21 protein-coding genes are annotated in these 23,205 nt (G+C 70.3%); 18 read left to right on the top strand and 3 right to left on the bottom strand.

Annotated features, from left to right (window positions below; all coding sequences use genetic code 11):
* Positions 1 to 294: a DUF503 domain-containing protein gene (locus tag MRBLWS13_RS03705; protein WP_349427699.1), complete on the bottom strand. Its 294-nt coding sequence runs from the start codon at positions 292 to 294 to the stop codon at positions 1 to 3.
* Between the two features lie 54 nt (positions 295 to 348).
* Between MRBLWS13_RS03705 and MRBLWS13_RS03700 the strand changes: the two genes are divergently transcribed.
* The 8 genes from MRBLWS13_RS03700 to MRBLWS13_RS03665 all read left to right on the top strand — a co-directional run bounded on the left by MRBLWS13_RS03700 (position 349) and on the right by MRBLWS13_RS03665 (position 8,691).
* Positions 349 to 1,398 carry a zinc-dependent alcohol dehydrogenase family protein gene (locus tag MRBLWS13_RS03700; protein WP_349427698.1) on the top strand — a complete coding sequence of 350 codons (1,050 nt, stop codon included), beginning with the start codon at positions 349 to 351 and terminating at the stop codon, positions 1,396 to 1,398.
* Between the two features lie 118 nt (positions 1,399 to 1,516).
* A complete protein-coding gene (locus MRBLWS13_RS03695; RefSeq protein WP_204260153.1) occupies positions 1,517 to 1,684 on the top strand; it encodes a hypothetical protein in 168 nt (55 codons plus the stop codon).
* Positions 1,685 to 1,686: 2 nt separating this feature from the next.
* Complete coding sequence (locus MRBLWS13_RS03690; RefSeq protein ID WP_349427697.1) at positions 1,687 to 2,460, top strand: PH domain-containing protein; 774 nt, start codon at positions 1,687 to 1,689, stop codon at positions 2,458 to 2,460.
* A gap of 286 nt (positions 2,461 to 2,746) precedes the next feature.
* The gene (gene rpsA, locus MRBLWS13_RS03685) at positions 2,747 to 4,195 is read left to right on the top strand and encodes a 30S ribosomal protein S1 (protein WP_331909034.1); all 1,449 of its coding nucleotides are present in this window, start codon (positions 2,747 to 2,749) and stop codon (positions 4,193 to 4,195) included.
* 151 nt (positions 4,196 to 4,346) lie between these two features.
* Positions 4,347 to 4,916: a GIY-YIG nuclease family protein gene (locus MRBLWS13_RS03680; protein ID WP_349427696.1), complete on the top strand. Its 570-nt coding sequence runs from the start codon at positions 4,347 to 4,349 to the stop codon at positions 4,914 to 4,916.
* A gap of 135 nt (positions 4,917 to 5,051) precedes the next feature.
* Positions 5,052 to 5,759: a hypothetical protein gene (locus MRBLWS13_RS03675; protein ID WP_349427695.1), complete on the top strand. Its 708-nt coding sequence runs from the start codon at positions 5,052 to 5,054 to the stop codon at positions 5,757 to 5,759.
* Positions 5,760 to 5,854: 95 nt separating this feature from the next.
* Complete coding sequence (locus MRBLWS13_RS03670) at positions 5,855 to 7,528, top strand: ATP-binding protein (protein ID WP_349427694.1); 1,674 nt, start codon at positions 5,855 to 5,857, stop codon at positions 7,526 to 7,528.
* On the top strand, positions 7,525 to 8,691 hold the full coding sequence (locus tag MRBLWS13_RS03665) for a hypothetical protein (RefSeq protein WP_349427693.1): 1,167 nt from the start codon (positions 7,525 to 7,527) through the stop codon (positions 8,689 to 8,691). The genes MRBLWS13_RS03670 and MRBLWS13_RS03665 overlap by 4 nt, the downstream gene beginning before the upstream one ends.
* An 87-nt stretch (positions 8,692 to 8,778) precedes the next feature.
* Here the strand turns inward: MRBLWS13_RS03665 and MRBLWS13_RS03660 are convergent, their stop codons facing one another.
* Positions 8,779 to 9,573, bottom strand: coding sequence for a response regulator transcription factor (locus tag MRBLWS13_RS03660; protein ID WP_349427692.1), 795 nt, complete (start codon positions 9,571 to 9,573; stop codon positions 8,779 to 8,781).
* Between the two features lie 453 nt (positions 9,574 to 10,026).
* On the opposite strand from MRBLWS13_RS03660, the gene coaE reads away from it, so the two are divergent.
* The 3 genes from coaE to uvrB all read left to right on the top strand — a co-directional run bounded on the left by coaE (position 10,027) and on the right by uvrB (position 13,569).
* Positions 10,027 to 10,650, top strand: a complete 624-nt coding sequence (coaE, locus tag MRBLWS13_RS03655; RefSeq protein ID WP_349427691.1) for a dephospho-CoA kinase — start codon at positions 10,027 to 10,029, stop codon at positions 10,648 to 10,650.
* Positions 10,651 to 10,743: 93 nt separating this feature from the next.
* Entirely contained in the window at positions 10,744 to 11,409 is a 666-nt protein-coding gene (locus MRBLWS13_RS03650) for a hypothetical protein (RefSeq protein ID WP_349427690.1), read from the top strand.
* Positions 11,410 to 11,487: 78 nt separating this feature from the next.
* The gene (uvrB, locus tag MRBLWS13_RS03645) at positions 11,488 to 13,569 is read left to right on the top strand and encodes an excinuclease ABC subunit UvrB (RefSeq protein ID WP_349427689.1); all 2,082 of its coding nucleotides are present in this window, start codon (positions 11,488 to 11,490) and stop codon (positions 13,567 to 13,569) included.
* A gap of 34 nt (positions 13,570 to 13,603) precedes the next feature.
* Here the strand turns inward: uvrB and MRBLWS13_RS03640 are convergent, their stop codons facing one another.
* Positions 13,604 to 13,858 carry a hypothetical protein gene (locus tag MRBLWS13_RS03640; RefSeq protein ID WP_349427688.1) on the bottom strand — a complete coding sequence of 85 codons (255 nt, stop codon included), beginning with the start codon at positions 13,856 to 13,858 and terminating at the stop codon, positions 13,604 to 13,606.
* Positions 13,859 to 13,893: 35 nt separating this feature from the next.
* Between MRBLWS13_RS03640 and MRBLWS13_RS03635 the strand changes: the two genes are divergently transcribed.
* The 7 genes from MRBLWS13_RS03635 (at position 13,894) to gap (ending at position 23,201) form a co-directional block, all read left to right on the top strand.
* Positions 13,894 to 14,346 (top strand): MarR family transcriptional regulator, encoded by a 453-nt coding sequence (locus MRBLWS13_RS03635; RefSeq protein ID WP_349427687.1) that lies wholly within the window; start codon positions 13,894 to 13,896, stop codon positions 14,344 to 14,346.
* A 120-nt stretch (positions 14,347 to 14,466) separates the two neighbouring features.
* Complete coding sequence (gene uvrA, locus MRBLWS13_RS03630) at positions 14,467 to 17,373, top strand: excinuclease ABC subunit UvrA (protein WP_349428974.1); 2,907 nt, start codon at positions 14,467 to 14,469, stop codon at positions 17,371 to 17,373.
* Positions 17,374 to 17,378: 5 nt separating this feature from the next.
* Positions 17,379 to 19,307: an excinuclease ABC subunit UvrC gene (gene uvrC / locus MRBLWS13_RS03625; RefSeq protein WP_349427686.1), complete on the top strand. Its 1,929-nt coding sequence runs from the start codon at positions 17,379 to 17,381 to the stop codon at positions 19,305 to 19,307.
* A gap of 22 nt (positions 19,308 to 19,329) precedes the next feature.
* Positions 19,330 to 20,211, top strand: a complete 882-nt coding sequence (gene rapZ, locus MRBLWS13_RS03620) for an RNase adapter RapZ (protein ID WP_349427685.1) — start codon at positions 19,330 to 19,332, stop codon at positions 20,209 to 20,211.
* Between the two features lie 61 nt (positions 20,212 to 20,272).
* Positions 20,273 to 21,250, top strand: a complete 978-nt coding sequence (gene whiA, locus MRBLWS13_RS03615; protein ID WP_308867440.1) for a DNA-binding protein WhiA — start codon at positions 20,273 to 20,275, stop codon at positions 21,248 to 21,250.
* Between the two features lie 211 nt (positions 21,251 to 21,461).
* Positions 21,462 to 22,088 (top strand): Fe-Mn family superoxide dismutase, encoded by a 627-nt coding sequence (locus tag MRBLWS13_RS03610; RefSeq protein ID WP_308867439.1) that lies wholly within the window; start codon positions 21,462 to 21,464, stop codon positions 22,086 to 22,088.
* Between the two features lie 102 nt (positions 22,089 to 22,190).
* The gene (gene gap, locus MRBLWS13_RS03605) at positions 22,191 to 23,201 is read left to right on the top strand and encodes a type I glyceraldehyde-3-phosphate dehydrogenase (protein ID WP_349427684.1); all 1,011 of its coding nucleotides are present in this window, start codon (positions 22,191 to 22,193) and stop codon (positions 23,199 to 23,201) included.
* Positions 23,202 to 23,205 lie beyond the last annotated feature (4 nt).

The raw sequence follows: 23,205 nt of genomic DNA, 5'->3' as shown, positions 1-23,205 counted from the left end.
TCAGTCCTCGCTGGAGTGCAGTCCTCGCCTGACCGACAGCAGGGTGATCTCGGGACGGTCGGCGACGAGGCGCTCGGCGTGATCGAGCACGTCCCGCACGTGCGACGAGCCCGACGCGACGATCGACACGCCGATGCTCGCCCGCCGGTGAAGGTCGTGCTCGCCCACCTCGGCCGCGGCCGCCTCGGTGCGGCGACTGAGCTCGGCGATGAGGGGGCGCAGCACGCTGCGCTTCTCTTTCAGCGAGCGGATATCGCCGAGCAGCAGGTCGAACTCGATCCACCCGATCCACATAGGGCCATCGTGCCAGCGGCGCCGCCCGGGCGCTCGCGGTCCTAGGCTCGATCCATGCTCGCCACCGTCATCCACGCCGCGCGCGACATCCGCGTCGAGACCGTCCCCGACCCCGTGCTGTCCACCGGCGCCGACGCGATCGTGCGCGTCGTCGCGGCGTGCGTGTGCGGCTCCGACCTCTGGCCCTACCGCGGCGTCACACCCACGAACGAGCCCCACCGCATCGGCCACGAGTTCGTCGGCATCGTCGAGGAGGTCGGCGCCGACGTGCGGGTCATCCGCCCGGGCGACTTCGTCATCGCCCCGTTCTACGTGTGCGACGGCACGTGCGCGAACTGCCGGAACGGCGTCAGCACCTCGTGCCTGCACGGCGGCTGGTGGGGCAGCGACGACCGATTCGGCGGCTTCGCCGACGGCGGCCAGGGCGAGCGGGTGCGGGTTCCGCTCGCGGACGGCACCCTCGCCGTCGTTCCCGCGCCAGTGGGCGACCACGAGATCCCGGGCCTGCTGACCCTCAGCGACGTCATGGGCACGGGACATCACGCCGCGGTGTCGGCGGGTGTGGGTCCCGGCGACGCGGTGGCCGTCGTGGGCGACGGCGCCGTGGGCCTGTGCGCCGTCATCGCGGCGAAGCGGCTCGGCGCCACCACCATCATCGCGATGTCGCGGCATCCGCAGCGCCAGGCGCTCGCCCGCGAGTTCGGCGCCACCCACATCGTCGAGGAGCGGGGGGATGCCGGCATCGAAGCGGTGCGCGCACTCACCGGCGGCATCGGCGCCGACCGTGTCCTCGAGTGCGTCGGCACGAAGGAGTCGATGGACCAGGCGCTGCGCTCGACCCGCCCCGGCGGGATGGTCGGCTACGTCGGCGTGCCCAACGGCGGGCCCGAGCTGCCCGTGCGTCAGATGTTCAACCGCAATGTGGGCGTCAACGGCGGCGTCGCTCCCGTGCGCGGCTACATCGAGGAGCTCCTCCCGGACGTCCGCTCCGGCGCGATCCGGCCGGGCCGCGTGTTCGATCTCGAGCTTCCCCTCGCCGAGGCGGCAGAGGCGTACGCCGCGATGGACGAGCGCCGCGCCACGAAGGTGCTGCTGCGACCGTGAACGCCGGCGCCGCGGAACGCTGATCGCACCTCCCACCGAATGGCGACGCGCCCGCGCGCCTGCGCACGCAGCGGCCGTCGTGCGGTAGAACAGCAGAAGTCGAAGGGAACCCCGGACCGTGAAGCTCGTCAAGCGCATCGTCGTGGTGCTCGTCATCGCGTTCGCGGCGTTCTACCTCATCACCCGGCCGCAGGACGCGGCGAATGCGGTTCAGGGCGCCATCGGCGCGGTCTGGGGCGCCGGTGCCGCCGTAGTCGACTTCTTCATGGCTCTCGCCGCGGGCTGAGCATGTTCGATCCGCGGATCGAGAAGCACCTGATCACGGATCAGGGGGAGCACGTCGTCGACGAGGTGCGCAAGCACTGGGCGGCCACGGTCTCCGCCGTCCTGGAGCTGTTCGGTGGCATCGTCGTGCTCCTCCTGTCGTTCTTCGTGCCGGCGCAGGCCTGGTGGGTACCCGCACTCCTCGGCGTCGCGATCACCGGCCACGCCATCTGGCGGTGCTTCGAGCAGCACACCGACCGCTTCGTCATCACCAACATGCGCGTCTTCCGCGTGCACGGCATCCTGTCGCAGCGCATCGCGACGATGCCGCTCGCGCGCATCCTCGACATCTCGGTCTACAAACCGGTCGTGGGACGTGTCTTCGGCTACGGCCACTTCGTCTTCGAGTCGGCGGCGCAGGAGCAGGGTCTCCGCGAGATCCGCTACGTCGGGGATCCCGACGAGCGCGGCCTCACGATCCAGCGCGTCATCCAGCAGGCGGGTCTGCGCGGCGCGGCAGGCCGGGCCGAGCAGTTCGGAGGCGCCCACATCATGCCGCCCCCGCCGCCCGCACCCGTGGCATCCGTCACCACGGCGGACGCTGCGCACGACGACAATCCCACTGCGCCGGTGCCCGATGTGCGCCCCGCCACGAACCCGTCGGGGTGGGACTGGCTCGCCGACGCGCAGCGGCGTGAGGACGAGCGGCTGGCGCAGCTGCGCGGCGAGCCGGCGCCGGCACCCGCGCCGTTCGACCCCGATCGCACGAACACCGCGCCGATCCAGCTGCCCCGCTGAGTCGACGCCTCATCAGGCCCGCCGAGGCCTCCGTGACGCCGGATTTCGAGGTGTGCGGGAACATCGCGGGCGACCCGGCCGTTCTGTTACCCTGGAGTGTCACTCGTGTGGCTGTTTCGCCACGCTCGGGTACCGGTTCGCGCCGGTGTCCCACATCCCGCAAGGGTCCGGGCGACATCGCTGGAAAATCCGCTTCGCCTCGGCTCGAGGCATCCGTTCGCCCTTGCGCGAAGATGCCGCTGAAAGCCGGAGCCCGACACCAAACCCAACAAGGACAACCCACTACATGACTACCGCAACGACCGCCCCGGCCACCAAGCAGGTCGCGATCAACGACATCGGATCTGCCGAGGACTTCCTGGCCGCGGTCGAGAAGACCCTGAAGTTCTTCAACGACGGCGACCTCATCGAGGGCACCGTCGTGAAGATCGACCGCGACGAGGTGCTCCTCGACGTCGGTTACAAGACCGAGGGTGTCATCCCCTCGCGCGAGCTCTCCATCAAGCACGACGTCGACCCCAACGAGGTCGTCAAGGTCGGCGACGAGGTCGAAGCCCTCGTTCTCCAGAAGGAGGACAAGGAAGGCCGCCTCATCCTCTCCAAGAAGCGCGCGCAGTACGAGCGCGCCTGGGGCGACGTCGAGAAGATCAAGGAGAACGACGGTGTGGTCACCGGCTCCGTGATCGAGGTCGTCAAGGGTGGTCTGATCGTCGACATCGGCCTGCGCGGCTTCCTGCCCGCTTCGCTGATCGAGCTCCGCCGCGTCCGCGACCTCACGCCGTACCTCGGCCAGGAGATCGAGGCGAAGATCCTCGAGCTCGACAAGAACCGCAACAACGTCGTGCTCTCGCGCCGCGCCCTGCTCGAGCAGACGCAGTCCGAGTCGCGCACCACGTTCCTCAACAACCTGCACAAGGGCCAGGTCCGCAAGGGCACGGTCTCGTCGATCGTCAACTTCGGTGCGTTCGTCGACCTGGGTGGCGTGGACGGTCTCGTGCACGTCTCCGAGCTCTCGTGGAAGCACATCGAGCACGCGTCCGAGGTCGTCGAGGTCGGCCAGGAGGTCACCGTCGAGATCCTCGAGGTCGACCTGGACCGCGAGCGCGTCTCGCTGTCGCTCAAGGCGACGCAGGAGGACCCGTGGCAGGTCTTCGCCCGCACGCACGCGATCGGTCAGGTCGCTCCGGGCAAGGTCACCAAGCTCGTTCCGTTCGGTGCGTTCGTGCGCGTCGCGGACGGCATCGAGGGCCTCGTGCACATCTCGGAGCTGTCGGGCAAGCACGTCGAGCTCGCCGAGCAGGTCGTGTCGGTCGGCGAAGAGGTCTTCGTCAAGATCATCGACATCGACCTCGAGCGTCGTCGCATCTCGCTCTCGCTGAAGCAGGCGAACGAGTCGGTCGACCCCAACGGCACCGAGTTCGACCCGGCGCTGTACGGCATGGTCACGGAGTACGACGAGAACGGGGAGTACAAGTACCCCGAGGGCTTCGACCCCGAGACCAACGCGTGGCTCGAAGGCTTCGACGAGCAGCGCGAGAAGTGGGAGCAGGAGTACGCCGCTGCCCACGCTCGCTGGGAGGCCCACAAGGCAGCCGTCACGAAGGCTCTCGAGGCCGAGGCTGCCGCCCCGGTCGAGACCGGCTCGTCGACCTTCTCGTCCGACAGCAGCCCGGTGGGCACGCTGGCCGACGACGAGGCGCTCGCCGCTCTGCGCGAGAAGCTCTCGGGTCGCTGATCCTGAGCTGAGCCGCCTGGTTCTCTGAACCGCTGGTTCCGGAAGGGCCGTCACCTCCGACCGCAAGGTCGGTGGGGCGGCCCTTCCGCCTTCCTGGAACACGAGCCCACGGCTCGATGAGCACGTCGGTGGGGGCGGGTACTGTCGCGGTGTGCCTGCGAACCGAGTCTCCGCCCCCTGCCTGGTGGACGACGACGGATGCCGGGGCCCGGTGCCCCTCGATGCTCCTATTCCGCTCTGCGAGCGGCATCTCGCCGTGGCGGCGGAATGGGGTGGGGCGCATGACGGGCTCACGGACGTCCTGCCGTCACCCTGCGGGCTGTGCGGATCGCGCCTCGGCGTCCGCTATCCGTCGGGATGGCTGTGCGCGGTGTGCGAGTGGCGCCACGGCGAGATCCCCGATGCCGAGATCCCGCCGCCGCGCGTCGACGTGGTCTACTACCTGCGCTACGCCGATCGGGTGAAGATCGGCACGAGTGCGAACCCGCGCCAGCGCTTCGGGGCGATCTGGCACGACGAGCTGCTGGCGTTCGAGCGCGGTGGGCGCGCGCTCGAACAGCGACGGCACGTGCAGTTCACGGCCGACCGCTATCCCGGCACGGAGTGGTTCCGTCGCTCGGAAGCGCTCACCGCGCACATCGCGGTGCTCGCGGCCGGCGTCGACGATCCGTGGCAGCTCCACGCCCGGTGGCTGAGCGAGGCGCTCGCGGCACAGGGGTGAGCCGTACGCCCTCGGTGAACCGCGGCGGATCCTCCAGCCCTCTCCGAGGAACCGCGCCTAGCGTGGTGGTCCACCCCGCCTCGGGATCCGCGCAATCGGCCCACGGACGGGCCCGGCTCAGAGAAGGAGCGCCACATGGGATTCCTCGATCGACTGTTCGGAGACTCGGATGCCGAGCGTCAGGCGCCCCCCGTGCCGCCGAACCGCTACGGCACGCCGGCACCTGGTGCGCAGGCGCCCGGTGCACCGGCACCCGGTGTGCAGCCCCCGCGGAGCGAGGACGAGATCGCCATCGAGCGCTACCGCTACCTGCTGAGGACCGCGCCGCCCGAGACCATCGAGCAGGTGCACGCCGAGGCGTTCGGCAGGCTCACCGAGCCGCAGCGTCAGCAGGTGCTCGCCGAGCTCTCCGCCGGACTTCCGCCCGCCGAGCGGCCGCGCTCGGGTGACCCGCAGACGATGGCCCGCGCGGCGACGCGCGCCGAGTACCTCAACCCCGGCTTCATGGAGCGCACCCTCGGGCCGCAGCGCCAGGGGCCGTCGTTCGGCTCCATGCTGGGCTCGTCGATCCTCGGCACCGTCGTCGGGTACGTCATCGGCTCGGCGCTGGTGAGCTCGTTCCTCGCGCCGACGTTCGCCTCCGACCAGGGCTCCCAGGACGGCTCTGCGACGGATGGCGGCGGCGACGCCGGCACCGATGCGGGCACGGACGCCGGCGGCGAGTCGGCGACGGCCGACGCGGGCTGGGGCGACAGCGGGTCGGGCTGGGGCGGTGACACGAGCGGCGACGCGGCCGGCTCCGACCTCGGCGGATTCGGCGATTTCGGCGACTTCGGGTTCTGACGACGCGCCCGCCTGGCGCGCCATGGACGCCCGGCGAGCGTGACATCGAGCGCGCCCTTCCCGCACAGGGGCGCGGCATCCGTTACCGTCGCGGTATGACCGCCGCGACGCCGGGCGACACGGGGGCGCCCGCGGTGCGCTCCCGCCCCCGCGTGACCGCGCCCGAGGCCGCAGACCGCACGCGCGGCCGCACCGCGATGCTCAACCAGCTGCTGCTGGCCGCCGTCGTGTTCGTACTCGGCGTGCTGGTGGCGGTCGGCCCCTTCGGCGGCGAGCCCGTGCTGTTCTTCAGCGGGGTCGTGGTGGTGGTCGCGGTGACAGCGGCGACGCTCGTGATCCCGTGGAATCGCCTGCCGTACGGGTGGGTCGCCGTGGTGCCCGCGGTCGACATCCTCGCCATCACGCTCATGCAGATCGCCGCACCCGACACGGTGCTCGGCCTGCTCTGGATCTTCCCGACGATGTGGCTCGCCGCCGGCTTCGGGCTGTTGGGCCTGTTCGGCGTGATCGTCGCGATCGCCGGCATCGTCAGCGTGCTGACGGCGCTCAGCGCTACCGAGGTGACCTACCGCACGTTCCTGCTGCCTCTCGTGCTGTTCGCCGTCGCCGCGACGAGCCACCTCAACGCCCGCCGGTCGGACGCGCAGCGCATGCTGCTGGCGAAGCAGTCGCAGCTGCTGCAGAGCGTCCTGGCGCGCACGCGCCGGCAGGAGCAGGTCGTGACGGAGGTGCTCGACGCCGTGGACTTCGGCGTCGTGCGCATCGGTCCCGCCGGACGGGTCGCCGTCCGCAACGAGGCGCACGGCCGACTGCAGCAGGGCCACGAGCCCGACGACGACCGGGCTGAGGTGCTCGCCTTCCGCGACGACGGCAGCTCACCGCTGCCGCCCGACGAGCTCCCGCTCGAGCGCGCGCGCCGCGGCGAGGCGTTCGACGACCAGGTGGTGTGGTTCGGGGTGGAGCCCGGTCCCCGCCGCGCGCTGACGATCACCGCGCGCCGCCTCACCGACCCCGATGGGGGCGACGCAGGAGCCGTCGTCGTCTCGCGGGACGTGACGGCGGAGCTGACCGCCCTCCGCGCACGCGACGACCTGGTCGCCTCGGTGTCGCACGAGCTGCGCACCCCGCTGACTTCGATCCTCGGCTACCTCGACCTCGCGATCGAGGACCCCGACACCCCCGACGCGGTGCGCGCGAGCCTCGACGTCGCCGAGCGCAACGCCGAGCGCCTGCTGCGCATCGTCGCCGACATCCTCGCCGCCTCGAGCTCGTCGCCGTCATCGGTGGAGGCATCGCTCGCTCCGCAGCTCGTCGACGCGCGCGAACTCGTGGCCGCCGCCGTCGACGATGCCCTGCCGCGCGCCGCCGCGCGGGCCATCACGATCGATGCGACGGGTCTGGAGCCGGCGATGGCGTGGGCGGATCCGCTGCGGCTGCGGCAGGTCGTCGACAACCTCGTGTCGAATGCCATCGCCTACAACAAGGACGGCGGCACGGTCTTCGTCGGCACGACGACGGACGGCGACTCGAGCTGGATCCTGGTGCGCGACACCGGCGTGGGCATCTCGGACGCCGACCGCTCGCGGCTCTTCCAGCGCTACTACAAGGCGGGCGGCGATCGGCGGACGGGCACCGGTCTCGGCCTCGCGATCACGCGCGACATCGTGCGCGCGCACGGGGGCGAGCTCGCCCTGCACAGCGCGCCAGGAATCGGCTCGACCTTCATCGTGAAGCTGCCCGCGACCGCCCCCGAGGGAGATGCACCATGACCCTGGATCTGGCGAGCGTGCTGATCATGACCGCCCTGGTGGTCAACGTCAGCGGCGTGCTGTTCATTCTCGAGACGCTGCTGCGCCGCGACGAGGGTGCGGGGCGCATCTGGTCGGTCGGCTTCCTCGCGGCCATGCTCACCACCCTCGCCTACACCGTCTGGGTGCAGTCCGACGGCGCATGGTGGGCCATCGCGGTCGGCAACGCCGCCTTCGTCGCCGGCACCGGCTGCATGTGGCTGGGATGCCGCCGCTTCAACGGGCGCCGCATGCGCTGGTCGTCGATCCTCGTGGCCGCCGCCGTCGTCGCGGCCGCGCTCGGCGTGGCCCTCGAAGGGGCCGACGGCGGCGACTGGGCCGGCGTCCTGTGGATGTTCGTGCCCCTGGTGGGCTTCGCCGGGGCCGGCGCCGTGGAGTGCCTCCGCGGCGACATGCGGGAGTCGCGCACGGCGTGGGTGCTCGGAGCGGTGCTGGGGTTCCAGTCGCTGTACTACGTGTCGCGGACGACCGCCTTCCTCACGTCCGGTCCCGACAGCGCCCTGTTCCAGGCAGCGTTCGGCACCGTCAGCACCAGCTACCTCACGGTGACGCTGACCATCGTCGCCGTGGTCGTGACCTCGGTGCTGCGGGCGAGCCGCGCGCCGATGCGCGGCTACCTGCGCGACGCCCGGACGGTCGACGAGGAGCAGGGGATCGTCAGCGACGAGTCCTTCGCTCTCCTGCTGGACGGCATCTGCCGGCGGGCCGAGCGCGGCCACGAATCGGTGGCCGTGACGGCCGTGCGCCTCGACGACCTCGATCCCATCTCCACCGCCTTCGGCAGCGACGTGGCCGGATCGGTGGCGGCGACGTGGCGGACCGGCGTGCGCCATCACGCGCCGACCAACGCCGTCGTCGGCCAGGACGGGCCGACCGGGCTCGTCGTGGGGATGGCCGTGGCGTCCGAGCAGGAGGCGCGTCGTCAGGCGGGCGCGATCTACCGCGGCCTCTTCGACGATCTCGGCAAGGTCGGCGGGGGAGTGATCCCCGTCGTCGGCGTCGGCGTCGCGCTGAGCGATACCGCCGGGTACGACCCGGCCGAGCTCGTCCGCGCGGCCCGCGAGGCCGCGAGCCGGGCGGCCGCGAACGTCGAGACGTCCGTGCTCATCGACGACGGCGAGTAGCGGCTTCGCCCGCGACGGAGGCTCCACGCGACGCCACGCGACGCGCGCGCACCGCTCCCGCGGCGCGCGCGCTGCTCTGCCGAGGGCTCAGGCGGTGAGCCGGTAGCCGACTCCGCGCACGGTCTCGATCCATCGCGGCTGGGCCGGCGACTCGCCGAGCTTGCGCCGCAGATTGGCCATGTGCACCTCGATGGCGCGTGCGTCGCTGTCGGAGACGAAGTCGCTCACCGCGTACTGGTCGCCGCGCAGCATGAGGGCGAGGTCGGACTTCGCCCGCACGCGCCGGCCCGCGACCAGCAGATCGGCGAGGATGTCGAACTCGCTGCGCGTCAGCTCGACATCCTGATCGTCGACCGTGACGAGGTGGGTGGCGGCGTTCAGCCGGAGTCCGTGGTGCTCGAGCCAGACGCCGTCGGAGGAGACGGGCGTCGCGCCGCCGTCCGGATCGGGAGGCGTGACCTGCCGCGGTCGCCGGAGCATCGCGTCGATGCGCGCGCGCAGCTCACGAGGGCGGAACGGCTTCGCGACGTAGTCGTCGGCGCCCGCCTCGAGCCCCTGCAGCGCGTCGATCTCCTCGCTGCGGGCGCTCAGCATCACGATGTACGTCGAGCTGATGGCCCGGATGCGCTTGGCGGTCTCGAAGCCGTCGATGCCGGGCATGTTGACATCGAGCGTCGTGACCAGGGGGCGATGCTCGCGGACCAGCTCGACGCCGTCGGCGCCGTTCGCCGCGCCGTGCACTTCGAAGCCCGCCTGGGCGAGGACCGTCGACAGGAGAGAACGGATGTCCTCTTCGTCTTCGATCACGACGGCGACGCGCGCTTCTTCCACCGATGCACCCTCCGGATCCGGGAGTGTCGACGGATCCTGGACGTCGGTCATGATATCCCAGAACGCGCTCCGGAACGCGTGCGATGACGCGCTGGTCACGTGCGGTGTCCGCATATGTACGGCTCCGCAGAGCCCGCTGCGCGCCGGGACGACCCTCCTGGGAGGGCACGGGCCGCGCGTAGGGCGGGAGATTTCCCCACATCCCGCCCTGCGCGCGTCCTCGGTGCACGGACCTCGGCCGCCTTGGTCCCCACGCGGGCGGCCGGCCCGCACCTCAGAACCGTCCGTCTGCCCCCGTCGTCGCGAAGACGTCGGGTGCGTCGCATACAGCAGTACGCGTTGTCGTCGAACGCAACGGTGTCGCGTCCAACGTTCACTTGCGCCATCCCCAGCTGTACGGGTGGACCTGTCCTTCGGGTGCCCCGAGGCTACCGCCGCCTCCTCAGCGCCCGCTCAGGCCCGCCTCAGGAACAGGTCAAGGAGTCGGCGTGGCATGCTCGATGCATGCCGCTCGTCGCGCTCACCGGAGGCATCGCCTCGGGAAAGTCCACCATCGCCCGTCGCCTCGCCGAGCACGGCGCCGTGATCGTCGACGCGGATCAGCTCGTGCGCGAGGTGCAGGCGCCGGGTGGGCCGGTGCTGGCGGCGATCGCCGACACCTTCGGCGAGGGCATGCTGCGCCCCGACGGATCCCTGGACCGTGCGGCCCTCGGCACACGGGTGTTCGGTGACGCGGCGGCGATCGCCCAGCTCAACGCGATCGTCCATCCTGCCGTACGCGCCGAGTCCGCGCGCCGCTTCGCCGCTGCGTTCGCGGCCGACCCGGATGCCGTCGTCGTCTACGACGTGCCGCTGCTGGTCGAAGCGCGCGTCGACGACCCCTGGCAGCTCGTCATCGTGGCGCACGCGCCGGCAGATGTGCGAGCGGACCGCCTCGTCGGGCTGCGGGGTCTCAGCCACGCGGATGCCGCGGCGCGCATCGCCTCGCAGGTGCCCGACGAGGCGCGTCTGCGGATCGCCGACGTGGTGATCGACACGGCGGGCGCCCTCGACGACACGCTGCGCCAGGTCGACGAACTGTGGGAGAGGCTCGACGAGCACGTGGCGCGGCGCGCGGGGGCCTCCTAGCCGTCACCGAGGCGGTCGTCGGAACCGGCGCTGTGGCCGTACCGCGACGTCGCTCTGCGGACTAGCCTGGGATCAGACCCGAGGAGGTGTCGCATGGGTATGCTCTCCAAGTTCCGGCGGCGTCGTGCCCCCTATCGTGCGGCGAGCGAAGAGGAGCGCATCTCGCGCTACGTCTACCTGCTCGGGACGCTCCCGGCCTCGGTGATCGAGAGCGCGCACGCGTCTGCGTTCGCCGACGTTCCGCCGCAGCGTGGCCGCGAGATGTTCGAGCAGCTGCGCCCGTTCCTCGCGGAGTCCGAGCGTGACGCGGCGGCCGAGGATCCCACCGTGATCGCCCGTCTCGTCCGTCGTGCAGAAGAGCACCGCGCCGCCCGGCGCGCGGCGGACGACGGCACGGATGCCGCGACGCGAAGCGCTGCGGATCCGGTGCGCACGGCGGTCGGCGTCGACGAGTCGGACCCGCGCGACCAGGTCGATGTGCGGAACATGCTCACGAGCGTCGGGATCGTGGCGATCGTCGCGAACCAGTTCCTGCTGTCGACCTCGGTGACCATGTACTACACCATGGGTGCGGGGTCGCTTCTGCTCGGCTCCGAGCCGGCCTGGGTGGGCGAGACGTACGATCCCGGCTTCACGGGGTTCGACGGCGGCGGCTCGGGAGGGTTCGACGGGGGCGGCGGAGCGTTCGACGGCGGAGGATTCGACGCCGGAGGGTTCGGCGGCGGTGGCTTCGACGGCGGCGGGGGATTCGGCGGCTGACCCGCAGGACGCCTGACCGCGGCATCCGCTCGTCGCGAACGCCGCCCCGATGTCGGACGCGCCGCCTACGCTGGACAGGTGCAGACCACTCGATCCGTGCGGCCGTTCGAGGTCGTGAGCGAATTCGCCCCGTCGGGCGACCAGCCGCAGGCGATCGCCGAGCTGGCGGCGCGCATCAACGCCGGTGAGACCGACGTCGTGCTGCTCGGCGCGACCGGCACCGGAAAGTCGGCGACGACGGCATGGCTCGTCGAAGCCGTGCAGCGCCCGACCCTCGTGCTGGCGCACAACAAGACGCTCGCGGCGCAGCTGGCCAACGAGTTCCGCGAGCTCATGCCCCACAACGCGGTCGAGTACTTCGTCAGCTACTACGACTACTACCAGCCCGAGGCGTACGTCCCGCAGACCGACACCTTCATCGAGAAGGACTCCTCGGTCAATGCCGAGGTCGAGCGGCTGCGGCACTCGACGACCAACTCGCTGTTGAGCCGCCGCGACGTCATCGTCGTCAGTACCGTCTCGTGCATCTACGGACTCGGTGCGCCCGACGAGTACCTGCGGGCGATGGTCGCGCTGCAGGTGGGTGAGGTGTACGACCGCGACGCGCTCATCCGCAAGTTCATCGCGATGCAGTACAACCGCAACGACGTCGACTTCTCGCGCGGCAACTTCCGCGTGCGGGGCGACACCATCGAGATCATCCCGGTGTACGAGGAGTACGCCATCCGCATCGAGATGTTCGGGGACGAGATCGAGGCGCTCTTCATGCTGCATCCGCTCACCGGCGATGTGGTCCAGCGGCTCGACAGCGTGCCCATCTTCCCGGCGTCGCACTACGTCGCCGGCACCGAGACGGTGCAGCGCGCGATCGGCACCATCGAAGACGAGCTGGCCGAGCGGCTGAACGAGCTCGAGTCGCAGAACAAGCTGCTCGAGGCCCAGCGCCTGCGCATGCGCACGACGTTCGACCTCGAGATGCTGCAGCAGCTCGGCTTCTGCTCGGGCATCGAGAACTACTCGCGGCACATGGACGGCAGGGCGCCCGGTGAGCCGCCGCACACGCTGCTGGACTTCTTCCCCGACGACTTCCTCATGGTGATCGACGAGTCGCACGTCACCGTTCCCCAGATCGGGGCGATGTACGAGGGGGATGCCTCGCGCAAGCGCACCCTCGTCGAGCACGGCTTCCGCCTGCCGAGTGCGCTCGACAACCGGCCGCTGCGGTGGGACGAATTCAAGAACCGCGTGGGCCAGACCGTCTATCTCTCGGCGACGCCGGGACGCTATGAGATGGGCATCGCCGATGGCGTCGTCGAGCAGATCATCCGCCCGACCGGCCTCATCGACCCCGAGATCGTGGTGAAGCCCTCCAAGGGGCAGATCGACGACCTCCTCGAAGAGATCCGCCTCCGGGTCGAGCGCGACGAGCGCGTGCTCGTCACCACGCTCACGAAGAAGATGGCGGAGGAGCTCACCGACTTCCTCGGCGAGCACGGGGTGCGGGTGCGCTACCTCCACTCCGACGTCGACACGCTGCGCCGGGTCGAGCTGCTCAGCGAGCTGCGCGCCGGCGTGTACGACGTGCTCGTCGGCATCAACCTCCTCCGAGAGGGCCTCGACCTCCCCGAGGTGTCGCTGGTGTCGATCCTCGATGCCGACAAGGAGGGCTTCCTCCGCAGCGGCACCTCGCTGATCCAGACGATCGGCCGTGCGGCGCGCAACGTCTCGGGCCAGGTTCACATGTACGCCGACACGATGACCGACTCGATGGCCAAGGCGATCGAAGAGACCGACCGGCGCCGCGAGAAGCAGATCGCCTACAACACGGCCCACGGGATCGACCCGCAGCCGCTGCGCAAGCGCATCGCCGACATCACCGAGGTGCTGGCGCGAGAGGCGTCCGATACGGATCGGATGCTGCGGGGCAAGGCCGCTGCGAAGACCAAGTCCGGCATGGGCAAGAGCCCGACGCCGCAGCTGCGACGCGAGGGCATCGCGGCCGAGGGGGCCGAACAGCTCGAGGCGACCATCGCCGACCTCAGCCAGCAGATGCTCGCGGCCGCTGGCGAACTCAAGTTCGAGCTCGCCGCGCGCCTGCGCGACGAGGTGCAGGATCTCAAGAAGGAACTGCGCGCCATGGAGCGCGCGGGGCACGCGTAGTCGCACCTCCTCGGGCCGGGCGGCCGGTGTCGGCTCAGGGGCAGTGCATCAGGGGCTTCGGTCCCGAGCGATCGAAGGTGTGCTGTGCGATGGGCGCGCCGCACAGCGGGCACGCGCGTTCGGCGCGCTCGGCAGGCGTGGGCGGGGGAGCCGTCTCGTACGGACCGACCGCCGCAGGTCCCGCCACGCGGATCAGGTTCGCATTGAGAAACGCGTACCACCCGCCGGCCTCCCGCACACGTTCGCGGAGAGGGCGGCGGGCGGCGGGAGCGGCATCCGGTTCAGGCATGGTTATTAGTGTACTAACGATTCGTGCACGATAGGATGACGGACGTGAACGATGCCGACCTCAGCCCCGATGACCTGCTCGCACTCGACAACCAGGTGTGCTTCGCCCTGGTGACCGCCGCGCGCAACATCGTCGGCCTGTACCGGCCGATCCTGGAGCCGCTCGGGCTCACGCACCCGCAGTACCTGGTCATGCTCGCGCTCTGGGAGCGATCGTCCCGGTCGCTGCGCGAACTCGCCGTCGAGCTGGCCCTGGAGCCTGCGACCCTGTCGCCGCTGGTGAAGCGACTCGAGGCTCAAGGGCTCGTGACGCGTTCGCGGCGGGACGACGACGAGCGCGTGCTCGACGTGCGGCTCACCGACGCGGGGCGGAGACTGCGCGAGCAGGCTCTCGAGGTGCCTGGCAAGGTGATGGCGAGCGTCGGAACGGACGCCCAGGCGCTCCTGGCCCTCCGCGACGCGCTGCGCCCGTTCGCCGGCGCGCGCTGACCTGGGCCGCCGCGCCGGACGCGCCGTCTTCGCCCACGGCGAACGGCTCCCAGGCCTCATGTCGGAGGCCCCGCCTACACTTGACTGGTGCCCATCGTCCCTGTCGCCCTGCCCGCGAACATGCCCGCAAAGACCGTCGGCGGCACCAGCGGAATGCTGAGCGTCCGCGGTGCCCGCGTGCACAATCTGAAGGATGTCGACCTCGACATCCCGCGCGATTCGCTCGTCGTCTTCACGGGGCTGTCCGGCTCCGGCAAGTCCAGCCTCGCGTTCGACACGATCTTCGCCGAGGGGCAGCGCCGGTACGTCGAGTCGCTGAGCGCGTACGCGCGCCAGTTCCTGGGACAGGTCGATCGTCCCGACGTCGACTTCATCGAGGGCCTGAGCCCTGCCGTGTCGATCGACCAGAAGTCGACCAACCGCAACCCCCGGTCGACCGTCGGCACGATCACCGAGATCCACGACTACATGCGCCTGCTGTGGGCGCGCATCGGCGTGCCGCACTGTCCCGAGTGCGGCGAGGTCATCCAGCGCCAGACGGTGCAGCAGATCGCCGACCAGCTCATCGAGCTGCCCGAGCGCACGCGGTACCAGATCGTCGCCCCGATCGTCACCCAGAAGAAGGGCGAGTTCGTCGACCTCTTCAAGGAGCTCGGCGCCAAGGGCTATGCGCGCGCCATCGTCGACGGCGAGCTGATCCAGCTGGCCGAGCCGCCCGTGCTCAAGAAGAGCTACAAGCACGACATCGCCGTCGTGGTCGACCGCCTCGTCGCGGCGCCCGCCATCCTGGATCGCGTCACCGACTCGGTCGAGACCGCGCTGTCGCTTGCCGGCGGCGTCATGCAGATCAACTTCGTCGACGAAGAGGGCGACGCCGCCTGGCAGTCCTTCTCCGAGAAGCTCGCGTGCCCGAACGGCCACCCGCTGCAGCTCACCGAGATCGAGCCGAGGACGTTCTCGTTCAACGCCCCGTTCGGCGCGTGCCCGGCCTGCTCGGGCCTCGGCACCCGAATGTCGGTCGACGTCGAGCTCATGCTGGGCGACGAGGACCTGTCGATCCGCGAGGGCGTCCTCATCCCGTGGACGACCCAGGGCAAGGGGCTCTTCCAGTACTACGAGCGCCTGCTCGAAGGCCTCGCGAACGACCTCGGCTTCTCGCTCGACACTCCGTGGAAGAAGCTGCCGTCCGACGTCCGCGAGGCCGTGCTGCGGGGCGAGAACTACAAGGTCACGGTGCGGTGGAAGAACCGCTACGGCCGCGAGATGCGCTACTCGTCGGGTTTCGAGGGCGTCGTGCCGTACATCGAGCGACAGTACACGCAGGCCGAGTCCGACACGCAGCGGCAGCGCTGGTCGGAGTACCTGCGCGAGGTGCCGTGCCCCGTGTGCGACGGCGCGCGCCTGAAGCCCGAGGTGCTGGCCGTGCAGGTGCACGGCCATTCGATCGCGGATGCCTCGCGCCTGAGCCTCGGCGAGGCGCGCGAGTACTTCGCGAAGCTGACGCTCACCGAGCGCGAGGCGACGATCGCCGCGCAGGTGCTGCGCGAGATCCGCCTGCGACTGGACTTCCTCATCCGCGTGGGTCTGGACTACCTCAGCCTCAGCCGCGCAGCCGCGACCCTGTCCGGCGGCGAGGCGCAGCGCATCCGGCTGGCCACGCAGATCGGCTCGGGCCTGACGGGTGTCCTCTACGTGCTCGACGAGCCGTCGATCGGCCTGCACCAGCGCGACAACCGCCGCCTCATCGAGACGCTCGTCGCGCTGCGCGACCTCGGCAACACGCTCATCGTCGTCGAGCACGACGAGGAGACGATCCACGCCGCCGACTGGGTCGTCGACATCGGCCCGGGCGCCGGCGTCAACGGGGGAGAGGTCGTGCACTCCGGTCCGATCGAGGAACTCCTCGCCGACCGCGACTCGATCACCGGCGACTACCTGTCGGGGCGTCGGGCGATCCCGACGCCGAAGAAGCGCCGCAAGATCGACAAGAAGCGCCAGGTCGGCGTGGTGGGCGCGCGTGAGAACAACCTGAAGAACGTCTCCGTCGACTTCCCGCTCGGCGTGCTCACCTCGGTGACCGGCGTGAGCGGCTCCGGCAAGTCGTCGCTGGTCAACGGCATCCTCTACCAGGTCCTGGCGACGCGCCTCAACGGCGCCCGCCGGGTGGCCGGCAAGCACACGCGCGTGACCGGGCTCGAGAACCTCGACAAGGTGGTCCACGTCGACCAGGCGCCGATCGGACGCACCCCGCGGTCCAACCCGGCGACGTACACCGGCGTGTTCGACCGCATCCGTACGCTGTTCAGCGAGACGCCCGAGGCGAAGGTCCGCGGCTACCAGCCCGGTCGCTTCAGCTTCAACGTCAAGGGCGGCCGCTGCGAGGCGTGCTCGGGCGACGGCACGATCAAGATCGAGATGAACTTCCTGCCCGACGTGTACGTCGACTGCGAGGTCTGCCACGGCAAGCGGTACAACCGCGACACCCTCGCCGTGCACTACAAGGGCAAGAACATCGCCGAGGTGCTGGAGATGCCGATCGCCGAGGCGGCGGAGTTCTTCGAGCCGATCCAGGCGATCCATCGCTACCTGAGGACGCTCGTCGACGTCGGTCTCGGCTACGTCCGGCTGGGGCAGTCCGCCACGACGCTGTCGGGCGGCGAGGCACAGCGCGTCAAGCTCGCCACCGAGCTGCAGCGCCGCACCAACGGCCGCTCCATCTACGTCCTCGACGAGCCGACGACCGGCCTGCACTTCGAGGACGTCCGCAAGCTCCTCGAGGTGCTGAACGGCCTCGTCGACAAGGGCAACACCGTCATCGTGATCGAGCACAACCTCGACGTGATCAAGTCCTCCGACTGGGTCATCGATCTCGGCCCCGAGGGGGGTGCCGGTGGCGGTGAGGTCATCGCGACGGGCACACCCGAGCAGGTCGCGCGCGTCGAAGCCAGCCACACCGGCGTCTTCCTCGCCGAGGTGCTGGGCGTCGGCGGCCAGGCGGAGCTCGTCGAGGCCCGCAAGGCCGGCTGAGCGGCATGGCGCGCTCCGCTCCCACCGTCCCGTACAAGCCGAACCCGGGCGAGATCCCCACCAATCCGGGGGTGTACCGGTTCCGCGACCGGGACGGGCGCGTGCTGTACGTCGGCAAGGCGAAGAACCTCCGCGCGCGCCTGTCGAACTACTTCGCTCCGCTGCACACGCTGCACGAGCGCACCCGTCGCATGGTGACGACGGCGGCGTCCGTGGAGTGGACCGTGGTCGCGACCGACGTCGACTCGCTGCAGCTCGAGTACCAGTGGATCAAGGAGTTCGATCCGCCGTTCAACGTCCGCTACAAGGACGACAAATCGTACCCGTTCATGGCGATCACGCTCGCCGACGAGGCGCCGCGGGTGATCGTGACGCGCAACCGCCGCATCCCGGGCGCCAAGTACTTCGGCCCGTACCCCAAGGTGTGGGCGGTGCACGACACGATCGACCTGATGATCAAGGTCTTCCCGATCCGCACCTGCAGCGACTCGTCGTACAAGAAGGCCATGGCGAGCGGCCGTCCGTGCTTCCCGGGCCAGATCGGGCGCTGCGGCGGACCGTGCTCGATGAAGGTCACGATCGAGGAGCACCGCGCGATCGTCGACGACTTCATCGCCTTCATGTCCGGCGGCGACCAGCGCTTCACGAAGCAGCTGACGGCGCGCATGCGCGAGGCCTCGGCGGCCATGGACTACGAGGCCGCCGCCGTCTACCGCGACCGCCTCCACTCCATCGACGCGGTGCTGAACAAGAGCGCGCTCGTGCTCGCCGCCGACACCGACGCCGACCTGTTCGGCATCGCCGAGGACGAGCTGGCCGCCACGGTGCAGCACTTCGTGATCCGCGGTGGCCGCGTGCGCGGTGTGCGCGCGACGACGATCGAGAAGGAGATCGACATCTCCGACGGCGATCTCGTCGACCAGGTCATCCAGCGCACCTACGGCAACGCGGCGGGTGCCGACATCCCGAAGCAGGTGCTCGTGCCCTCGATGCCGGACGACGCGGCCGACCTCGAGGAGTGGCTGCGCGCCCGGCGGGGCAAGGGCGTGACGATCCAGGTGGCGCAGCGCGGCCGCAAGGCCGATCTCATGCGCACCGCCACGCTGAACGCCCAGCAGGCGCTGATGCTCCACAAGACCCGGCGCACCAGCGACTACGTCGCCCGCAGCCAGGCGCTCACCGACCTGCAGGAAGCGCTCGACCTCGCCGAGGCGCCGCTGCGCATCGAGTGCTTCGACGTGTCGCACCTGAGCGGCACCAACGTGGTGGCCTCGATGGTCGTCTTCGAGGACGGACTGCCGCGCAAGGATCAGTACCGCTCGTTCGGCGTCGCCGAGACCACGGACGACACCGACTCGCTCTACCAGGTGCTCACACGGCGCCTCGCCTACCTGGACCGCCCGGAGGAGAACGACACGCCGCTCGTGCCCGACGTGACCTCCGACGAGACCGTCGTCACCGAGCGGCGGCGCCCGCGCTTCGCCTACCGGCCGCAGCTGCTGGTGGTCGACGGCGGCAAGCCGCAGGTGGAAGCGGCGGCCCGCGCACTCCGTGATGCGGGCCACGAGGAGATCGCGTTGTGCGGCATCGCCAAGCGCCTCGAAGAGGTGTGGCTGCCGGGGGAGGAGTACCCGGTCATCCTGCCCCGCACCTCCGAGGCGCTCTACCTGCTGCAGCGTCTGCGCGACGAGGCCCACCGCTTCGCGATCACCCACCAGCGCAAGCGGCGGCGCCGCGACATCCAGAGCGTGCTGGCCGAGGTGCCGGGTCTCGGCGAGGCCCGCATCAAGGCGCTGCTGCGTCACTTCGGATCGGTGTCGGCGCTGCGCAAGGCGACCCCCGAAGAGATCGCCGAGCTCCCGGGCGTCGGCCCGAAGCTCGCCGCGGCGATTCACTCGCACCTCGCGGAGCCCGCGCCCGTCACCAGTGGGTAGGCTGGGCTCGACGGGGGTGGTCATGGGCGAGGCGACGCGTCACGACGTCGGAGAAGTGCTGATCGTCACGGGCATGTCGGGCGCCGGAAGATCGACCGCGGCGAACTCGCTGGAGGACCTCGACTGGTACGTGGTCGACAATCTGCCGCCGCAGATGCTGAAGCCGCTCCTCGACCTCACCGAGCTCGCCGGGGGAGTGCTGCCGAGGGTCGCCGTCGTCGTCGACGTGCGTGGCCGCGACCTCTTCTCCGACCTTCCCGATGCGATGCGGGCGCTTCGCGAGCGCCGGCAGATCCGGGTCATGTTCCTCGACGCCTCCGACGATGTGCTCGTGCGCCGGTTCGAGGCGGTGCGGCGCCCGCACCCGCTGCAGGGCGAGGGGACCATCCTCGACGGCATCCGCCGGGAGCGTGCGCGTCTCGCGGCCGTCCGCGAGGGTGCCGACGTCATCATCGACACGTCGTCGTACAACATCCACCAGCTCGCCACCAAGGTCGCCGATCTCTTCACCGAGGAGGGGTCCGCGCGGCACACGCTCACCCTGCAGAGCTTCGGCTTCAAGTACGGGCTGCCGCCCGACGCCGACCTCGTGGCCGACATGCGATTCCTGCCGAACCCGTTCTGGGACGAGCGGCTCCGCCCGTTCACCGGCGAGGACGCCGAGGTGCGCGAGTACGTGCTGGCCCAGACCGGCGCGGCCGAGTTCCTGGAGGCGTACAGCGCGGCGCTGCGCCCGGTGCTCGAGGGGTATCAGCGCGAGAACAAGAGCCACTCGGTCGTCGCCGTGGGCTGCACCGGCGGCAAGCACCGCTCGGTGGTGATGGTCCGCGAGCTCGCGGAGCGCCTCGCGGCGGTGCCCGGCGTGGCGGTCCGTGTGACGCATCGCGACCTCGGTCGGGAGTGATGAGGCGCGTCCCGGCCGGTAGGGTGGAGGGTCGTTCCCGAAAGACCCGCGAAGGAGTCCCGTGTCGCTGACCGCTGACGTGAAGGCCGAGCTGATCACCGTGCGAGACCCGCGCCCGACCGCACGGGTCGCCGAGCTCACGTCGCTGCTGCGATTCTCGGGCGGCCTGCACTCGATCGCGAACCGCGTCGCGGTCGAGGCCGAACTCGATTCCGACATCCTCGCCCGGCGCACCGCGCGCGACCTCGTCGAGCTTTACGGCGTGCGCCCGGAACTCGTGCACGTGCAGGGCTCCGGTGCCCGCACGGGCAGCCACTACGCGGTGCGCGTGATCGAGGGCGGCGAGACCCTCGCCCGCCAGACCGGCCTCCTCGACCAGCGGCGCCGTCCCGTGCGCGGGCTTCCCAACAAGCTCACGACGGGCTCACGCGGGGATCTCGCCGCGATCTGGCGCGGCGCGTTCCTGGCGGCCGGAACGCTCACCGACCCGGGTCGCTCCGCCGCGCTGGAGATCACCTGCCCGTCCTCCGAGGCCGCGATGGCCCTGGTGGGCGCCGCGCACCGTCTCGGCATCGCCGGCAAGGCCCGCGAGGTGCGCGGCATCCCGCGCGTCGTCGTGCGCGAGGGTGAGGCGATCCGCGCGGCCCTGGCCGCGATGGGCGCCATGCGCGCGGCGGCCGACTGGGACCAGATGCGTCAGCGCCGCGAGGTGCGTGCGGGCGTCAACCGGCTCGTGAACTTCGATGACGCGAACCTCCGTCGCTCGGCGCAGGCCGCCGTCGCCGCCTGCGCGCGCGTCGAGCGTGCGCTCGCGATCCTCGGCGACGAGGTGCCCGAGCACCTCCGCCAGGCCGGTGACCTGCGTCTCGCGCACCGCGATGCGAGCCTCGACGAACTGGGCCATCACGCCGACCCGCCGCTGACCAAGGACGCGGTCGCCGGTCGCATCCGTCGCCTCCTCGCGATGGCCGACAAGAAGGCCGAGGCCGAGGGTCTGCCCGGCACCGAGTCGGCCGTCCCCGCCGGCATCGAGGACTGATCCTGCGCGGCTGATGCCGCGGGCCACGGCCCGGCCGCGCACGCCCGAGCCTCCGCGGAGCGTGAAGCGATGCGTGAGGAGACCAGGGACCGTCTTCCACACGTCACAGTGGGAAGCAACCCCGTCGCCCGTGCGTTGCCGCTCAGTAGGATGATTCCGTCACCCTCGCTGCGCCGGGGAATTCGGCGCGCGCCGACAGGAAGAAGAGAACATGGCGAAGTACACCTTGCCCGACCTCCCTTACGACTACGCCGCCCTCGAGCCGCACATCAGCGGCAAGATCATGGAGCTGCACCACAGCAAGCACCACCAGGCGTACGTCACCGGCGCGAACACCGCGCTGGAGCAGCTGGCCGAGGCGCGTGAGACCGGCAACCTGGCCAACGTGAACAAGCTCGAGAAGGACCTCGCGTTCAACCTCGGCGGTCACGTCAACCACTCGATCTTCTGGACCAACCTGTCGCCCGAGGGCGGCGGAGAGCCCGAGGGCGAGCTGCGCGCCGCGATCGACGAGTTCTTCGGCGGCTTCGACAAGTTCCAGGCGCACTTCACCGCCGCCGCGACCGGCATTCAGGGCTCCGGCTGGGCCGTCCTCAGCTGGGACCCGATCGGCGAGCAGCTCATCATCCAGCAGCTGTTCGACCAGCAGAGCAATACCGCACAGGGCACGATCCCGGTGTTCCAGCTCGACATGTGGGAGCACGCCTTCTACCTCGACTACCTCAACGTCAAGGCCGACTACGTGAAGGCTGTCTGGAACATCGCGAACTGGCAGAACGTGGCGCAGCGCCTCGACGCCGCCCGCCAGAAGACCTCGGGCCTGCTGGTACTGTCATAAAAGGCGCGGCTGTCCCGGCGGGACGCCCGCCGGGACGCCGTTGTCCTCGTTCGCACTGCACCAACCGCGCACTCGCGCACGACACATCTCAGGAGAAACTCCGTGACTGTCAAGATCGGCATCAACGGCTTCGGCCGAATCGGACGCAACTACCTCCGCGCGGCGCTCGCGCAGGGTGCGGACCTCGACATCGTGGCGGTGAACGACCTCACCGACAACAAGACGCTCGCTCACCTGCTCAAGTACGACTCGGTCGGCGGCCCGCTGGACGCCGAGGTGTCCTACGACGAGGACTCGATCACCGTCGGCGGCAAGAAGATCAAGGTCTTCGAAGAGCGTGACCCTGCCAACCTCCCCTGGGGCGAGCTGGGCGTCGACATCGTCATCGAGTCGACCGGTCGCTTCACCAAGGCCGACGACGCCAAGAAGCACGTCTCGGGCGGCGCCAAGAAGGTGCTCATCTCCGCTCCCGCCACCGGTGACGACGTGACTGTCGTCATGGGCGTCAACGAGGGCGACTACGACCCCGAGAACCACGTCATCATCTCGAACGCGTCGTGCACCACGAACTGCCTCGCCCCGCTGGCCAAGGTCTTCAACGACGCCTTCGGCATCGAGCGCGGCTTCATGATGACCGCCCACGCGTACACGGCCGACCAGAACCTCCAGGACGGCCCGCACAGCGACCTCCGCCGTGCCCGCGCCGCGGCGATCAACATCGTCCCGGCCTCGACCGGTGCCGCGAAGGCCATCGGGCACGTGCTCCCCGAGCTCAACGGCAAGCTCAGCGGCTCGTCGTACCGCGTGCCGGTTCCCACCGGCTCGATCGTCGACCTCACGATCGTCACCCCGACCGAAGGCCTCACGGTCGACCAGGTCAACGCCGCCTACGAGGCCGCCGCGGCCGACGGTCGCCTCGCCGGCTACCTGCAGTACACGGAGGACCCGATCGTCTCCAGCGACATCCAGGGCAACCCGCACTCGTCGATCTTCGACTCGGAGCTGACCAACGTCAGCGGCAACCTGGTCAAGGTGTCGGCCTGGTACGACAACGAGTGGGGCTACTCCAACCGCCTCGTCGACCTCACCGAGTACGTCGCCGAGAGCCTGTAACCAC

The organism is Microbacterium sp. LWS13-1.2 (genome assembly GCF_040144835.1).
Taxonomy (GTDB): domain Bacteria; phylum Actinomycetota; class Actinomycetes; order Actinomycetales; family Microbacteriaceae; genus Microbacterium.
The sequence above is the reverse complement of the archived record's forward strand: the minus strand, read 5'-3'. Positions and strand labels throughout refer to the sequence as shown.

Excerpts from the sequence above, each read along its gene's own strand:
- MRBLWS13_RS03705 (WP_349427699.1), bottom strand. The coding sequence starts at position 294 with ATGTGGATCGGGTGGATCGAGTTCGACCTGCTGCTCGGCGATATCCGC.
- MRBLWS13_RS03700 (WP_349427698.1), top strand. The coding sequence starts at position 349 with ATGCTCGCCACCGTCATCCACGCCGCGCGCGACATCCGCGTCGAGACC.
- MRBLWS13_RS03690 (WP_349427697.1), top strand. The coding sequence starts at position 1,687 with ATGTTCGATCCGCGGATCGAGAAGCACCTGATCACGGATCAGGGGGAG.
- rpsA (WP_331909034.1), top strand. The coding sequence starts at position 2,747 with ATGACTACCGCAACGACCGCCCCGGCCACCAAGCAGGTCGCGATCAAC.
- MRBLWS13_RS03675 (WP_349427695.1), top strand. The coding sequence starts at position 5,052 with ATGGGATTCCTCGATCGACTGTTCGGAGACTCGGATGCCGAGCGTCAG.
- MRBLWS13_RS03670 (WP_349427694.1), top strand. The coding sequence starts at position 5,855 with ATGACCGCCGCGACGCCGGGCGACACGGGGGCGCCCGCGGTGCGCTCC.
- MRBLWS13_RS03665 (WP_349427693.1), top strand. The coding sequence starts at position 7,525 with ATGACCCTGGATCTGGCGAGCGTGCTGATCATGACCGCCCTGGTGGTC.
- MRBLWS13_RS03660 (WP_349427692.1), bottom strand. The coding sequence starts at position 9,573 with ATGACCGACGTCCAGGATCCGTCGACACTCCCGGATCCGGAGGGTGCA.
- coaE (WP_349427691.1), top strand. The coding sequence starts at position 10,027 with ATGCCGCTCGTCGCGCTCACCGGAGGCATCGCCTCGGGAAAGTCCACC.
- MRBLWS13_RS03650 (WP_349427690.1), top strand. The coding sequence starts at position 10,744 with ATGGGTATGCTCTCCAAGTTCCGGCGGCGTCGTGCCCCCTATCGTGCG.
- MRBLWS13_RS03640 (WP_349427688.1), bottom strand. The coding sequence starts at position 13,858 with ATGCCTGAACCGGATGCCGCTCCCGCCGCCCGCCGCCCTCTCCGCGAA.
- MRBLWS13_RS03635 (WP_349427687.1), top strand. The coding sequence starts at position 13,894 with ATGACGGACGTGAACGATGCCGACCTCAGCCCCGATGACCTGCTCGCA.
- uvrA (WP_349428974.1), top strand. The coding sequence starts at position 14,467 with ATGCCCGCAAAGACCGTCGGCGGCACCAGCGGAATGCTGAGCGTCCGC.
- uvrC (WP_349427686.1), top strand. The coding sequence starts at position 17,379 with ATGGCGCGCTCCGCTCCCACCGTCCCGTACAAGCCGAACCCGGGCGAG.
- rapZ (WP_349427685.1), top strand. The coding sequence starts at position 19,330 with ATGGGCGAGGCGACGCGTCACGACGTCGGAGAAGTGCTGATCGTCACG.
- MRBLWS13_RS03610 (WP_308867439.1), top strand. The coding sequence starts at position 21,462 with ATGGCGAAGTACACCTTGCCCGACCTCCCTTACGACTACGCCGCCCTC.